Annotated in this window: 9 protein-coding genes and 3 pseudogenes; 7 read left to right on the forward strand and 5 right to left on the reverse strand. The window is 72.7% G+C overall.

What is annotated here, in order from left to right:
- Positions 1–53: 53 nt before the first annotated feature.
- Complete coding sequence (locus OJ254_RS13915) at positions 54–1,088, forward strand: ABC transporter ATP-binding protein (RefSeq protein ID WP_265362577.1); 1,035 nt, start codon at positions 54–56, stop codon at positions 1,086–1,088.
- A 68-nt stretch (positions 1,089–1,156) separates the two neighbouring features.
- Positions 1,157–1,872: pseudogene (locus tag OJ254_RS13920) on the forward strand (DUF1707 SHOCT-like domain-containing protein); the annotation flags it as partial.
- A 77-nt stretch (positions 1,873–1,949) separates the two neighbouring features.
- Here the strand turns inward: OJ254_RS13920 and OJ254_RS13925 are convergent.
- Complete coding sequence (locus OJ254_RS13925) at positions 1,950–3,260, reverse strand: SGNH/GDSL hydrolase family protein (protein ID WP_265362578.1); 1,311 nt, start codon at positions 3,258–3,260, stop codon at positions 1,950–1,952.
- A gap of 283 nt (positions 3,261–3,543) precedes the next feature.
- On the opposite strand from OJ254_RS13925, the pseudogene OJ254_RS13930 reads away from it, so the two are divergent.
- From OJ254_RS13930 to OJ254_RS13940, 3 genes and pseudogenes are all read left to right on the forward strand, one after another.
- Positions 3,544–4,873: pseudogene (locus OJ254_RS13930) on the forward strand (DUF445 domain-containing protein).
- Between the two features lie 552 nt (positions 4,874–5,425).
- Complete coding sequence (locus tag OJ254_RS13935; RefSeq protein ID WP_265365149.1) at positions 5,426–5,602, forward strand: DUF3311 domain-containing protein; 177 nt, start codon at positions 5,426–5,428, stop codon at positions 5,600–5,602.
- A complete protein-coding gene (locus OJ254_RS13940; protein ID WP_265362579.1) occupies positions 5,599–7,107 on the forward strand; it encodes a sodium:solute symporter family protein in 1,509 nt (502 codons plus the stop codon). The genes OJ254_RS13935 and OJ254_RS13940 overlap by 4 nt, the downstream gene beginning before the upstream one ends.
- On the opposite strand, the gene OJ254_RS13945 is transcribed toward OJ254_RS13940, so the two are convergent.
- From OJ254_RS13945 to OJ254_RS13955, 3 genes are all read right to left on the reverse strand, one after another.
- The gene (locus OJ254_RS13945) at positions 7,091–8,053 is read right to left on the reverse strand and encodes an SCO0930 family lipoprotein (RefSeq protein WP_265362580.1); all 963 of its coding nucleotides are present in this window, start codon (positions 8,051–8,053) and stop codon (positions 7,091–7,093) included. The two genes, OJ254_RS13940 and OJ254_RS13945, sit on opposite strands and share 17 nt — an antisense overlap.
- A gap of 152 nt (positions 8,054–8,205) precedes the next feature.
- Positions 8,206–9,756, reverse strand: a complete 1,551-nt coding sequence (locus OJ254_RS13950) for an NADH-quinone oxidoreductase subunit NuoF family protein (protein ID WP_265362581.1) — start codon at positions 9,754–9,756, stop codon at positions 8,206–8,208.
- Complete coding sequence (locus OJ254_RS13955) at positions 9,753–10,511, reverse strand: hypothetical protein (protein ID WP_265362582.1); 759 nt, start codon at positions 10,509–10,511, stop codon at positions 9,753–9,755. Before OJ254_RS13955 ends, OJ254_RS13950 begins: the two co-directional genes overlap by 4 nt.
- Positions 10,512–11,104: 593 nt before the next feature.
- On the opposite strand from OJ254_RS13955, the gene OJ254_RS13960 reads away from it, so the two are divergent.
- The gene (locus tag OJ254_RS13960; protein WP_265362583.1) at positions 11,105–11,959 is read left to right on the forward strand and encodes a PucR family transcriptional regulator; all 855 of its coding nucleotides are present in this window, start codon (positions 11,105–11,107) and stop codon (positions 11,957–11,959) included.
- Positions 11,960–12,070: 111 nt separating this feature from the next.
- Here OJ254_RS13960 and OJ254_RS13965 read toward each other — a convergent pair.
- Positions 12,071–12,673 (reverse strand): annotated as a pseudogene (locus tag OJ254_RS13965) (TetR/AcrR family transcriptional regulator); the annotation flags it as partial.
- Between the two features lie 120 nt (positions 12,674–12,793).
- Between OJ254_RS13965 and OJ254_RS13970 the strand changes: the two are divergent.
- Positions 12,794–13,753 carry an alpha/beta fold hydrolase gene (locus OJ254_RS13970; protein ID WP_265362584.1) on the forward strand — a complete coding sequence of 320 codons (960 nt, stop codon included), beginning with the start codon at positions 12,794–12,796 and terminating at the stop codon, positions 13,751–13,753.
- The last annotated feature ends 72 nt before the right edge of the window (positions 13,754–13,825 follow it).

Here is a 13,825-nt window from a genome sequence, read left to right on the forward strand (position 1 = left end):
GGCACGTCGGCCACGTTCCCCGTACGACCCAACTCCCCGAAAGGAAGCCCAGGATGACGGATCCCGCCGGCACCGGCCCGGAGCCGCTGATCGACGTCCGCGGCATCGAAAAGGTCTTCACGGTACGGCGCAAGGCGGGCCGGCTGCGCCGGGTGCGCGAGGAGGTGCGGGCCGTCGACGGCATCACCTTCCAGGTGCCGCGCGGCGAGATGGTCGGCTACATCGGCCCGAACGGCGCCGGCAAGTCCACCACCATCAAGATGCTGACCGGCATCCTGGTGCCCAGCGGCGGCCGGCTGCGGATCGCCGGGCTCGACCCCGCCCGTGAACGGACCCGGCTCGCCCGCCGGATCGGGGTGGTCTTCGGCCAGCGCACCACCCTGTGGTGGGACCTGCCGCTCGCGGACTCCTACGAGCTGGTGCGGCGGATGTACCGCATCCCCGACGCCGTCTACCGCGCCAACCTGGCGCGCTGCGTCGAACTGCTCGACCTGGCCCCGCTGCTGGCCGTACCCGTGCGGCAGCTCTCCCTCGGGCAGCGGATGCGCGGCGACATCGCGGCGGCCCTGCTGCACGACCCGGAGGTGCTCTACCTCGACGAGCCGACCATCGGGCTCGACGTCGTCAGCAAGGCGAAGGTGCGGGAGTTCGTCCGCGAGGTGAACGCCGAGCGGGGCACCACGGTCCTGCTCACCACCCACGACCTGACCGACATCGAGCAGCTGTGCCGCCGGGTGATGGTCATCGACCACGGCCGGCTGGTCTACGACGGCGCGCTGGACGGGCTGCGCGCGGCGGCCGACGGCGAGCGCACCCTCGTGGTCGACCTGGAACGCGAACTGCCGCCCATCGAGGGCGTTCCCGGCGCCCGAACGGTCCGGGTGGAGGGGCCCCGGCAGTGGCTGGTGTTCCCGGCGGCGCAGAGCGCCGCGCCGCTGGTCACCGCGGTCGCCGAGCGCTATCCGCTGGTGGACCTGTCCTTGCGCGAACCGGACGTCGAGTCGCTGATCGCCGAGCTGTACGCCCGCGGCGCGACCGGCGCCGAGCCCGGCCGCCGCACGCCGGACGGCCAGGGCGCCCCGGCGTGAGGAGGCGAGGCGGGACGGGAGGGATACGTACCGGCCCGCCGCCCGCCACCGCCACTTACCCTGTCCGTATGACTGACGACCTCCCGGTGCCGCGGGCCTCCGCCGCCGAGTTGCGTGCCTCCGACGCCGACCGTGACCGGGTCGCCGAGATCCTGCGGGACGCCCTCGCGGAGGGGCGGCTGGAGATGGCGGAGTTCGACGAACGGCTGGAAGCCGCCTATCTGGCCCGTACGTACGGGGAGTTGGCGCCGCTCACCGCCGACCTGCCGGCCGCGACGGCATCCGCCCCCGCACATCCGGCCCCCGTGTCGCTGCACAAGGACACCGCCGCGGTGGGCTCCTGGGCCGGCCGGATCGTCGGCGACGCCCGCGGCTCGACGAAGGGCCTGGCGGTCCTGGGCGGCTTCCAGCGCAAGGGCCGCTGGACGATCGGCCGCCGCTTCACCGCGGTCTGCTGCATGGGCGGCGGGGAGATCGACCTGCGCGAGGCCGACTTCGCCGCGTCGGAGATCGTGATCGACTGCTGGGCGTTCATGGGCGGCGTGAACGTCGTCGTGCCGCCGGGCGTCGAGGTCGACGTGCGGGGGCTGGGCATCATGGGCGGCTTCGACTCCCACGAGGACGGTGTCCCCGGCGACCCCGGCGCCCGCGGGTGATCGTCCGGGGCCTGGCGCTGATGGGCGGCGTCGGCGTCGAACGCAAACTGCCCGCCTCCGAAAAGCGCCGCCTGAAGGAGGAACGCCGCCGCCTGAAGTCCGAGGACCGCGCCCACCGCAAGGAACTCGGCTGAGCCGGCCGCCCTTCAGGGCCCGCCCGGCGGAGAGGTGACCACCCGGACGGCGCATCGTGCCGGAACAGGTGTTACAGCGACGCCGGGGCGGACTGCCTGAGGAGGTCGAGGTCGACCGTGCGGGCCATGGCGCGGTAGCCCTCGTCGCTCGGGTGGAGGTGGTCGCCGGAGTCGTAGACGGGGCGGAGGCGGACCGGGGCGGCGGGGTCGCGGAGGGCCTTGTCGAAGTCGACGACCTCGTCGTAGACGGTGCCGGAGCGGATGATGTGGTTGACCCGTTCGCGGACCGAGTTCAGCTGGGCGGAGTAACCGCGGTGCCCGCCGAACGGCGTAAGGGTGGAGCCGGTGACCCGCAGGCCGCGGGAGTGCGCGTCCCGGACGATCTGCCGCATGCCGGCGACGATCTTCTGCGGGTCGAGCTGGCGTGGGGACTTGAACAGGTCGTTCAGGCCGATCTCGACGATCACCGCCTTCACGCCGGTGCGGGAGAGCGCGTCGCGGTCGAGGCGGGACAGCACGCTGGGGCCGTTGTTCGGCGAGAAGCGGCTGCCGTTGACCAGCAGGCGGTTGCCGCTGATGCCCTGGTTGAGGACGCCGTAGCGGGGTGCGCCGGGCTCGTTGCGCAGCCGGGCGGCCAGGAAGTCCGTCCAGCGGTGGTTGGCGCCGGCCGTGGACGTGATGCCGTCGGTGATCGAGTCGCCGATGGCGACCACCGAGCCCTGCGCCTCGGTGCTCCACACGTCGACCCCGGTCAGATAGCGCCAGTAGGGGCTCTGCTCGGTGTAGGCGGCGCCGGTGCCGTCCTCGGCGCGGTCGCCGCGCGCCAGGTAGGAGGTCTGGCGGGCGTACGGGTGGTAGGTGGCCGGGCCGGACGGGGAGGGGGAGTACGTGGTGACCAGGAGGTCCGCGTCGCCGGGGACCTTCAGCCGGGTCGGGTCGCTGGTGACCGCGCCGCCCGCGGGGATGGTCACCGCGGGTTTGCCGCCGAAGGACAGCCGGCGCATCGTGCCGTCCGCGGCGGTGGGGTCGCTGGGGGCCGCGGCCAGGGCCACCGAGGCGTGGCTGACCACCAGCGGCCGGGTGCCGTAGAGGTTGGAGAGCTGGATGCGGACGCCGGAGCCGCCGACGCTGGTGTGCACGACGTTGCGTATCGACATCCCCGCGTAGCCGTCCAGCGTGCCGGGCTCGGCCGCCGCCGCGGCCGCCGACCAGGTGCCGACCCACTGCCCGGAAACCGCCGGTGCGGCGGGATCGCGCGGTTTGTGCGGGGAGCTGTCCGGTCCGCCGTCCGTACCGCCGAAGCCGGCGAATATCGCGGCCGAGATCAGCGCCACCACTGCCGCCAGGCCGGCGAGCAGGGCGTAACCCACACTTTTCTTCATGCGGGAGGGGTCTCCTGGGGAAAGCGGAGCTCCAGGCTCCGGGCGGGCAAGGGCAGCGGGTGGGCAGCGGCACCGTTGGCGTCCGGTCGGTCCCCCATGATCCCACGGACCTCCTGGGAGCCGCCCGGCGCCCCGCTCGGTGCCGGTCCCGGCGGGTGCCGGGAACTCGTGGTTGGCTCCAGGAGTAGGTCACAGTGGGACATACGGCCGGACCGGTGGCCGGACCCGCGGCGCAGCATAGGCCGTGGGAGTGGTGGGGGGCACGGCGGGAGCGGTGAAGCGGATGGAACGCACGAGAACGGACAGGGCGTCGGCGGGGGACGTGGCGCCGCGCGGCCCGGTGGCGCCGGCCGGCGGCTTCGTCTACGGTGCCGCCGACGAGGAGCGGCGGCACGCCGTACGCCGGATGAAGGCGCTGGCCACCGGTCTGCTGCTGGCCGTCGCGGTGGTCTACGCGCTGGCGACGTGGGCCGGCCGCACGGGTGCGGGCGGCTGGACCGGGTTCGTCGCGGCGGCCGCGGAGGCCGGCATGGTCGGTGCGCTGGCCGACTGGTTCGCGGTCACCGCACTGTTCAAACGGCCCATGGGACTACCGATCCCGCACACCGCCATCATCCCCACGAAAAAGGACCAACTCGGACAGAGTCTGGGGGACTTCGTCGGTGAGAACTTTCTCTCCGCCGAGGTCGTCCGCCGCCGGCTGCGGTCCGTGGGCATCGGCCGCCGCCTCGGCGGCTGGCTCGCCGAGCCGCGGAACGCGGACCGGGTCACCGCCGAACTCTCCACCGCGCTGCGCGGCGCGCTGACTGTACTGCGCGACTCCGACGTCCAGGCGGTGGTCGGCGAGGCGATCACCCGCCGCGCGGACGCCCAGGAGATCGCGCCCGGTCTCGGCACCATGCTGGAGAAGGTCGTCGCCGAGGGCGGCCACCGGCGGGTGGTGGACCTGGTCGTCGCCCGCGCCCACGACTGGCTCGTCGAACACGGCGACTCCGTCATGGCGGCGGTCTCCGGCGGCGCCCCGGATGGACGCCCCGGTTCGTCGACCGCAAGGTGGGCGACCGGGTCTACAAGGAACTGCTGCGCTTCGTCACCGAGATGCGGGACATGCCGAGCACCCCGCCCGCGCCGCCATCGACCGCTTCCTGCGGGACTTCGCGGACGACCTGCAGACCGACCCGGACACCAGGACCCGGGTCGAGCACCTGAAGTCCGAGGTCCTCGGCCGCGGCGAGGTCCAGGACCTGATCGCCTCCGCCTGGGCCGCGGTCCGCGCGATGATCGTCGCCGCCGCGGAGGACGAACACAGCGAACTCCGGCTCCGGGTACGGGCCGCACTGCTCTCCCTGGGCCGCCGACTGTCCGACGAGGAGCGGCTGCAGGCCAAGGTGGACGGCTGGCTGGAGGGCGCGGCGGTCTACGTCGTGACGACGTACCAGCACGAGATCACGTCCCTGATCACCGACACGGTGGCCGGCTGGGACGCCACCCACACATCCCGCAAGATCGAGGCCCACATCGGCCGCGACCTCCAATTCATCCGCATCAACGGCACGGTGGTGGGAGCGCTGGCGGGGCTGGCGATCTATACGGTGTCGCATGCGCTTGGGTGACTTCCCACGTACTTGGCCGTCCCGCCGCGGGGCTTGTTCGCCGTTGCGCGCTTTGCGGCGCCCCGTACGTACCCGTCTCTCTCGCCGCGGGTCGTCTCGCCGTTGCGCCTGGCGGCGGGCGTGGTGTTTTCGGGTGCGGTGCCGGCCCTCCAGACTTCGTCCTCCGGTCCAGCCCCTCCCGTGAGTGGGAGGTAAGAGCTGGTTGGGGGCGTGCGTTGTCTGTTGGCTGGGCGCGGGTGGGCATTACGTGCACCCCCACCGTCGTTTTCTTCCCCCTTCACGGGAGGGGACGGGCCGGAGGGGCCGGTTGTGTGGACGTAAAGCGTCAGCAGTCCACACAACCGGCCCCGGAGGTCCGTCACCGCACCACCACAACCCAGCCCGCCGCAGGCGCAACGGCGAGACGACCCGCGGCGCCGCAGACAGGTACGTGCGGGGCGCCGCAAAGCGCGCAACGGCGAGAAACCACCACGGCGGGACGGCCAAGTACGTGGGAGCGACAATGACTCCGTGAGACAGAGACCGCGCCGCCCCGCACTCCTGTGGCTGCTGATGCCCTACGTCCTTTTTCTCGCGGTGCTGCCGGCGGCGAACCGTGTGGCGCCGACCGTGCTGGGGCTGCCGTTCCTGTTCTTCTGGATGCTGGTGGCGACCCTCGCCACCCCGCTGGCCGTGTGGCTGGCGCGGCGCGGTGACCGGGCGCGGGGCCGGGGTGGTGAGGGCCTGTGAACGCGACCGTTTCCACCGCCCTGTTCGGCGGGTTCATGGTCGTCACCGTCGTACTCGGGCTGCTGGCCGTCCGGGGCCGGGGTTCCGGCGGCGGGCTCGCCGAGTGGTCCGTGGGCGGCCGCAGTCTCGGCACCGTCTTCATCTGGGTGCTGATGGCCGGCGAGAGCTACACCAGCTTCAGCTACCTCGGCGCGGCCGGCTGGGGCTACAACTTCGGTGCGCCGGTGCTCTATGTGGTGGCGTACATGTCCTGCGGCTACGCGCTCGGGTACGTCGTCGGGCCGATGCTGTGGGCCTACGCCCGCCGGCACGGTCTCGTCGGGATCACCGACATCGTCGCCCACCGCTACCGCCGTCCCTGGCTGGGCGCCGCGGTCGCGGTCCTGGCGACGGTGTGCCTGCTGCCGTACATCCAGCTGCAGATCACCGGCATGGGCGTGGTCGTCTCGACCATCTCGTACGGGACGATCAGCCTCAACTGGGCGTATTTCCTGGGGTTCGCGGTGACCTGCGGGTTCGTCGTGGTCAGCGGGCTGCGCGGCAGCGCCTGGGTGTCGGTGCTCAAGGACGTTCTCGTCATCGCCACTCTCGGCTTCCTCGTGGTGTACGTGCCGCTGCACTACTTCGGCGGTTACGGGGAGTTCCTGCACCGGGTCACCGCCGAGAAGGCGCAGTGGCTGACGTTCCCGGGGCACGCCTCGGGCGGGCTGGGGCAGGTCTGGTTCGTCACCACCACCGTCGTCAACTCCCTCACCGTCGTGATCTTCCCGACGACCGTGGCCGGCTACCTCGGTGCCCGCAACGCCGAGGCGCTGCGCCGCAACGCGATGTATCTGCCGTTCTACAACGTGCTGTTGTTCGTGCCGATGCTGCTGGGGCTGGCGGCGCTGTTCGTGGTGCCGGGGCTGACCGGCGCGGATTCCAATCTGGCGTTGTTCAAGCTGGTGGTGGACTCCCTTCCGGCCTGGGCCGTGGGCCTGATCGGGGTGGCCGCGGCGCTCTCCTCCATCGTGCCGATGGCCGTGTTCATGCTGGTCATCGGCACGATGTGGGGGAGGAGCGTGCTGGGCGCGGTACCGCGCCTGGCGACCCGGCAGAAGCTGTGGTCGCAGGTGGTCGTGGTGGCGGCCGGTGCGCTGGCCCTGGTGCTGACGTACACCGCCCCGAACACCCTGGTCCGGCTGTCGCTGATCTCGTACGAGGGCATGGCGCAGCTCGTGCCGATGTTGCTGCTGGGGCTGGTGTGGCGGCGGCTGACGTGGCTCGCCGCGGTGAGCGGCCTGGTGGCGGGGTTCGCTCTGGTCTGTGTCCTGGTCTTCGGGGGACACGACCCGGTGTGGGGGATGAATGCGGGGCTCGTCGGGCTCGCGGTGAATCTGGCGGTGGCGCTGGCGGTCACCTGGCTCGGGCCGCGGGAGGCGGACGACCGGCCGGACGCCGAGGTGCTGGCGGTGGACGACGAGTTCCCGGAGGGGGAGGCCGAACCGGTCAGGGCGTCGTCGTGAGCTTCTTGCCGTCCTTGGAGACCGCGAACCACAGGCCCATCTTGCCCTGGCCGTTGATGTCACCGGGCTGCTTGTCGCCGGTGAAGGTGTAGACGGGCCAGCAGTCGACGGCCAGCTGGCGGATGCCGTCGGGGCGGGTGACGGTGGAGATGAGCTTGGGGGCGATGCCCTTCAGCTTGGAGCGGTCGGCGGGCTTGGCGGGCTTCCAGGTGTCCAGGCAGGCGTCGTTGCAGCCGAACTTCATCGGCCAGGCGCTGTCCTTGTTGAAGCGGTAGAGGGTCATGCCGTTGCCGTCGACGAGGATCTGGCCGAGCTCGGGCTGGTTGAGCACCGAGACGTCCGTGGGCTCCTGGGCGACCGCCTTCTTGCCCTCGGCGGTCAGCGCGTTCCAGGTGCCGCCCACGCCCTGGCCCTTGGTGTCGCCGGCCTTGGTGTCCTTGACGTAGCGGTAGGCGGGCCAGCCGCCGATGGTCAGCTGTTTGGTGCCGTCGGCGCGGGTGACCGAGCCCAGTGCGCTCTTGGCGATGCCCGCGGGGGCCGAGGAGCCGTCGGCCGGCACCGGGGGCCAGGTGGTGGCGCAGGAGCCGGAGCAGTTGGACTTCGGCGGCTCGGCGGTGTCCTTGTCGAAGCGGTAGAGCGTCATGCCCTTGGAGTCGGTGACGACCGGGCCGAGCTTGGCGTCCTGGTGCAGTGCCAGCGTCCCGGCGCTGGGCCCGGTCGCCGCGGGCTTGCCGCTGTCCCCGCCCGCCTGCCCGCCGTAGCCGTCGCTGCCCTGTCCGGAGCCGGAGGAGCCGTAGCCGTAGGCGCTGGTGCCCTGGCCGGCGGGCTGGACGTTGTCGGTGGTGGTCGTTCCGGCGCTCTGGTTGTCGCTGCTGCCGCAGGCGGCGGTGAGCGCCAGGGTGGCGACCGCGGCGGCCGCGAGTCCCGCACGACGTCGAGTGATCATGGTGTCTCCAATGCCGTTGGGCGAAGTCGATGGGTGAGGTGGTGCGTTGCTTGCCGGTCGGTTGCCGTCGCCCGGGGATACGGCCTCGGGGGCGTCCGGCGTTCAAGCCGCGCGAAGTTTTTCTCCGTCGGCCAAAAACCGTGCTGGAACGGTCAGTTGCCGCCCTGGACGCGCAGGGCGAGGGCCGGGCAGCGGCGTACCGCGAGCTGTGCCCGGCGCCGCATCCGGGCCGGCAGCGGCATGTTGGCCCGCTCCGGGTAGCCGTCCGGACCGAGCTTGATGACGCCCGGCACGACGTCCGCGCACAGGCCGTGGCCGCGGCACAGCGTCCAGTCGACCAGCAGCCGTTCCTGCGGCGGGGCGGCGGGCTTGGCCGGGGCGGGCACCGGCGCGGGCAGCGCGGCGGGCGCCGGCCGGTGCCCGGTGACCGGCAGCGCTCCGGTCACCGGGCGGCCGCACCCGAACCCCCGCGCGTGGCGCTCGAACTCCTCGGGGAAGGCGGCGAGGGCCGAGGCCACGAACCGCGAGGTGCCGTCCGGGTGGCTGCATGCGCCGCGCTTCTCGACCGCCCGCATACGGCCCTGCACGGCTTCCAGGGCGGCCTCGCCGCCGCCCCGTACGGCCAGGTCGAGCTGGTCGGCGAGGGCCGGCAGGCCCAGGACGCACGGACCGCACTGCCCGGCGGACTCGGCGGCCATCCACTGCGCGACCCGTACCGTCTCCCCGGCCGGACAGGTGTCGTAGGGCAGCGGCAGCACCGCGCCCGCGCCCAGGACGGCGCCGCACTCGGCCAGCGAGTCCCGGGACAGCGTCACGGTGAGCGCGTCCGTGGGGGAGACGAACGTGCCGTGGTAGCCGCCGATCAGCACGCCCTGACCCTGGTCCATTCCGCACAGCGCCAGGACCCGGGCCAGCGGCACGCCGTAGGGGACCTCCACCACCCGGTTGCCGGCGACGGTCAGCAGCAGGGTGCCCGGCTCGGTGGGCAGGCCCGCGGTCCGGTAGCCGAGGGCGCCGAGCCGGGCCGCCACGGCGAGTTGGGCGTAGGTCTCGGTGTTCGACAGCAGCGTCGGCACCCCGTTCAGCCCGCGCTCGCTGGAGCGGATCTTGCGGCCGGAGGGCAGTCCGGGGCCGCCGCCCAGCCCGTTGGTCATCGCGCTGCCCTCGCCGGTGACGAACCGCTCGGTCAGCAGGGTGACCCGTAAGGCCGGCCGCACCGGGCCCCGTTCGGCGATCGCCCGCCGCACCGAGTCCTCCACGTCCGTGCGGGTCACCCCCAGGGCGACCTCCTGGGCGCCGAGCGCGTCGGCGGCCAGCAGCGCGCCGTCCAGCACCAGATGCGGGGCGTGCAGCAGCAGCGCGGTGTCCTTGAGGCAACTGGGCTCGCCCTCACTGCCGTTGACGACCACCGCGGCCTTGCCCTCGGCGCGCCGCATCCCGTCCAGCACCGCGGACACCTTGCGGGCGAACGGGAAGCCGGCGCCGCCGCGGCCGCGCAGGTCGATGTCCTCGGCGAGGGCCACCAGTTCCGGCGCGGTGAGCTGCGGCAGGCTGCCGTGCCGGGCCAGATGCGCCACCCGGTCCATGCGCGGCATCTCGTCGAGCCCGGCCAGCAGCCGCGGAGGGCCGAACGACGCCAGCGTCGGTACGGGCTCCGGCGCGGGCAGCGCCGGCAGCAGACGGGTGGGGGCGGGGGCGGTCATGGGAGTTCTCCTGAGTTGTTGCGGGCATCGCGCAGCCGCAGGGCCAGTCGTACGGCCACCGCGGCGAGACAGATGGCGTATCCGGCCAGCGCCCAGCCGGCCGCGGCACGGCCCGACTTCAGGCCGTGTACCAGCGCCAGCCCCCACGCCAGGTACGCGCTCATGTGCAGCGCCCGCCACCAGCGGGAGGCCGCGATGCCGGTGAACGCACCGCGCACCGCGCCGGTCACCGCGACGGCGACGAACACGTAGGCGGCGAGCGTCCCCAGGCCGATGAGCCCCGGGCGGGCGCCGTCGGTGAAGGGCACCGCGGCGGACACCCCTGTGGTGTGGCCCTCGGCGATCTTGACCCAGATGTGCAGGCCGAGGAAGCCGAGTCCGGCGACACCGGTGCCGCGGTGCACGGCCTGGGCGAGCAGCCGGTGGCCGGTCTGCAGCACCATGCGGTCGGTGGCCGCGAGGCCCCAGAGGACCGTCACCGACAGCGAGACCAGCGCGAGGACCCCCGCGCCGAAGTCCAGGAAGCGCATCAGGGTGTCCATCGCGCCGGAGTGCAGGGTGACGGCGATGAAGAGCAGCAGCGCGGCCGGAAGTGCCGGGCGCAGCAGGGCGGTCGGGGCGGGGCCGCCGGGCGTACGACGGCCCGGCGGCCCGGGTTCTTTCGGGGGCCGCCGGGCGCGCATGCGGTCCGGCGAGGGCCGGGCGCGGTGTGCGGCGCGGCGGCTCTGACGGGTCTGCAAACGCGGTGCGGACATCGGACCTCCCGGTGTCGGGGCACGGGTGCGGGACGCGAATTCCGGTGAAATTCCGTCGGCGGGGTATTTGCCCGAAGCTATTGCGGGGCTTTTGTGCGGGTGACCCCGGTAACACTAAACATTCCGTAACCGGGTGGATACACAGGGCCGTTAAACCGGATGTGCAAAAGCATCTACGAGCGCGTTCAGGCTTTCGTAAGGTTTATCGCGCTGTGACAAATTCCTGCAGCGGCGTCGCGATCGCGCCGGGGGACTCCGGATGATGCCCAGTCAGGCGCACGGGGGCGCCCTTCCCCAGTCCAACCCCCATCCCCGCCAGGATCGAGGTAGCTGATGTGTGATCTCCTGAACCGCATCTGGTCGCGACCCGAGGCGAGTGGACCCGGGTAGTGAGAAATGCACTCCCGGGCCTCGCCGAGGAGGTCGTCGCGGAGTTGCAACGCGGATTTCCCGCATTGGCGGCACTTCTCGGCGATACCCCTGTAGAAGAGGCCCAATGGGCCCTGGAACAGGCGCTGCTGACAGTTCTGGGTTACCAAAAAGAGTCGGAAAGTAAACGTCCGGCCCTGTCGTCGGTCGTTACGCCGATGCCGGTGGCCCGGGCCCGCCAGGATCTGTTCGAGGTGCTCGCCGGCCAACGAGAGACCCCCGAGGAGGGGGTGGGCGACCTGGCCCGCGCGGCCGGCTGGCCGGTCCCGGACACCCTCCAGGCCGTCGTCCTCGCCACGCCCGCCGAGGCGCCGCAACTCGCCGCCGCACTGGGCCACGCGCTCATCGGCACCGTCGACGGCTACACCTGTCTCTTCGTGCCCGACCCGGCCACCCAGACCCGGGCCCGGCTGGAGGCCGCCCTCAAGGGCCGCGCCGCCGCGGTCGGCCACGCCGTACCGGCGACCGACACCGCCTCCTCGCTCCGCTGGGCCCGCTACCTCCTCACGCTGGGTCCCGGCCGGGTCGGTCCGGAGGCCCGCCCCGCCTTCGTCGACGACCACCTCTCCGCCCTGCTCCTCCTCCAGGACGAGTCCCTCGCCGACGCCCTCACCTCCCGCTGGCTCGGCCCGCTGGAGGAGCTGACCCCCCGTCAGAGCGAACGCCTGGAAGTCACCCTGCTCGCCTGGCTGGAGGGCGGCGGCGCCCCGGAGGCGGCGAAACTCCTGCATGTCCACCCGCAGACGGTCCGTTACCGCCTCCGTCAGATCGAGAAGCTCTTCGGCCCGGTCCTCCGTGACCCGCGCACCCGCTTCGAACTCGAAATGGCCCTTCGCAGCCGCCGCCTGATGGCCCACGTCCGCTCCTACCGCGCCCGCGCCGGCCGCCGCGCCGCGCCGTCGCCTCCTCGATACGACCACTCGGCGTGGCCCGGGAGGCCCGGGTCAACGGGTTGTGAGCGCAAGGGTTGTGAGCGCAAGGGTTGTGAGCGGCACCGCCTGGTGCGTCCGCTGATCTGACGACGGCTGCCCGCCGTCGGGTGCGGCCCCGTCCCGGTATCCGGGGCGGGGCCGCCGTACTTGCCGGGGCGCGCCGACCACCCGGGATGCGTCGCCTCCGTCAGCCCCGCTCCTCCCCTCGAAGACCCGGTCCAGTTGGTGCCGGAGGACCGCGGTGGCCGCGTCGGGGGTGCGGTGGCCCACCAGGATGCTGGTGCCGAGGCCGGCGGCGAGGGCGAGGAGGGTGATCGCTTCGGTGCGGGCGTCGAGGCCGGGGCGGGTGAGGCCGGCGGCCTGCGCCTGGCGGAGCAGGTCGGTCAGGGCGTCCTCGGCGGCGCCGGGCCGCTGGAGGAACGGCTGGGCGGCGAGGGCCGGTTCGGTCACGGACAGCACCGCGTACGAGGTGTAGACGAGGTGGAAGGTGCGGCTCTCCTCGTCGGTGGGGAGGGACGCCAGGAGCAGGGATTCCGCGGTGGCGCGCGGGCCTGCGGGTGCGCCGGTGGAGCCGGCCCGGGCGGCGACGCGTTCGCCGAAGCGGGCGGCCAGGTGCTCCAGTCCGTGGAGCAACAGCTTCTCCTTGGTCTCGAAGTAGTACTGCACCAGCCGCAGGGAGACGCCGGCCTCCGCGGCCACGTCCCGCATGCCGACGGCGTGCAGACCGCGCCGCCCGGCGACCCGGACGAGGGCCTCGGCGATCTGGGTGCGGCGTTCTGCGTGGTCCACGCGCTTGGGCATGGGGTGTTGTCTCCGCTCGTGGGTTCCGTGACCGGGCGGGGGCCCGGGGATCGATTTTGATGATACCGCCGTATCAACAACGTGGTACGGTCGTATCACGAAAATCAGACACCCCCGGAGGTGACCGTGTCCCCGTCCACGACCCGTAGCCGGGCCGATGTCGGCCGCTATGTGAACGACACCCTGCGCGACCGCTACTTCGCGGCCTGTGATGCGGTCTACGCCCTCGGTGCGCCCCTCCGTGAAGAGTTCGACGTGGAGACCGGGTACGGCACCACGCACGTCTACCGGTACGGCCCGGCGGACCCCGCCGCGGCGCGGCGCACGCCCGTCGTCCTGGTGCACGGATCGGGCAGCTGCTCCGCGATGTGGTACCCGAACACCCCCGCGCTCAGCGCCGAGCGGACGGTCTACGCGATCGACACCCCGGGCGACGCGGGCCGCAGCGTGCACCGCGAACCCCTGCACCGGCCCGAGGACGCCGCGCGGTGGCTGGACGAGACGCTGGCCGCGATCGGTCTGGACCGGGTGCACCTGGTCGGATCCTCGTACGGCGGGTGGCTGGTCCTGAACCAGGCGCACCGCGCGCCCGGCCGGCTCGCCTCGGTCACGCCGCTGGACCCGGGCGGCCTGGAGAAGGTGGGGCTGCGCTTCTTCGTCTGGATCTTCATCAGCCTCTTCGCGACCTCGGCGCCGCGGGCGTTGCGTCCGATGCTGGCGAAGTGGCTGGAGCAGCCGGTCCTCATCGTGCCGGAACTGCGCACGATGATCCGGGCGGGCGTCCGTGCCTTCCGCATCCGCCGCCCGGCCCCGCTGCCGCTGTCCGAGGACGAACTCCGCACCATCCGCACCCCGTTGTATCTGGTGCTCGGCAAGCGGAGCCTGCTGCTGCACCCGAAGCGGCAGGTCGAGCGGGTGCCGCGGGTGATTCCCGGGGCCCGCGCCGAGATCGTCTCCGCGACCGGTCACGGGCCGCAGATCGATCACGCGGACCTGGTCAACGAGCGGATGCTGGCGTTCATGGACTCCGTGGACCGGGCGGACGACCAGCGGAACGTGCCGTCCGGCCGTGCGGGGTGAGTGATCCCACGCACCGATGACCGCGGTTCCGGCCCCGAGGGCGGCCGGCCCGCGTGCGAGGGCCCCGGGGCG

Origin of the sequence: Streptomyces endophytica (assembly GCF_026153355.1) — a bacterium.
In the GTDB taxonomy this organism is placed as follows: Bacteria; Actinomycetota; Actinomycetes; order Streptomycetales; family Streptomycetaceae; genus Streptomyces; species Streptomyces endophytica.

Excerpts from the sequence above, each read along its gene's own strand:
- OJ254_RS13915 (WP_265362577.1), top strand. The coding sequence starts at position 54 with ATGACGGATCCCGCCGGCACCGGCCCGGAGCCGCTGATCGACGTCCGC.
- OJ254_RS13925 (WP_265362578.1), bottom strand. The coding sequence starts at position 3,260 with ATGAAGAAAAGTGTGGGTTACGCCCTGCTCGCCGGCCTGGCGGCAGTG.
- OJ254_RS13935 (WP_265365149.1), top strand. The coding sequence starts at position 5,426 with ATGCCCTACGTCCTTTTTCTCGCGGTGCTGCCGGCGGCGAACCGTGTG.
- OJ254_RS13945 (WP_265362580.1), bottom strand. The coding sequence starts at position 8,053 with ATGATCACTCGACGTCGTGCGGGACTCGCGGCCGCCGCGGTCGCCACC.
- OJ254_RS13950 (WP_265362581.1), bottom strand. The coding sequence starts at position 9,756 with ATGACCGCCCCCGCCCCCACCCGTCTGCTGCCGGCGCTGCCCGCGCCG.
- OJ254_RS13955 (WP_265362582.1), bottom strand. The coding sequence starts at position 10,511 with ATGTCCGCACCGCGTTTGCAGACCCGTCAGAGCCGCCGCGCCGCACAC.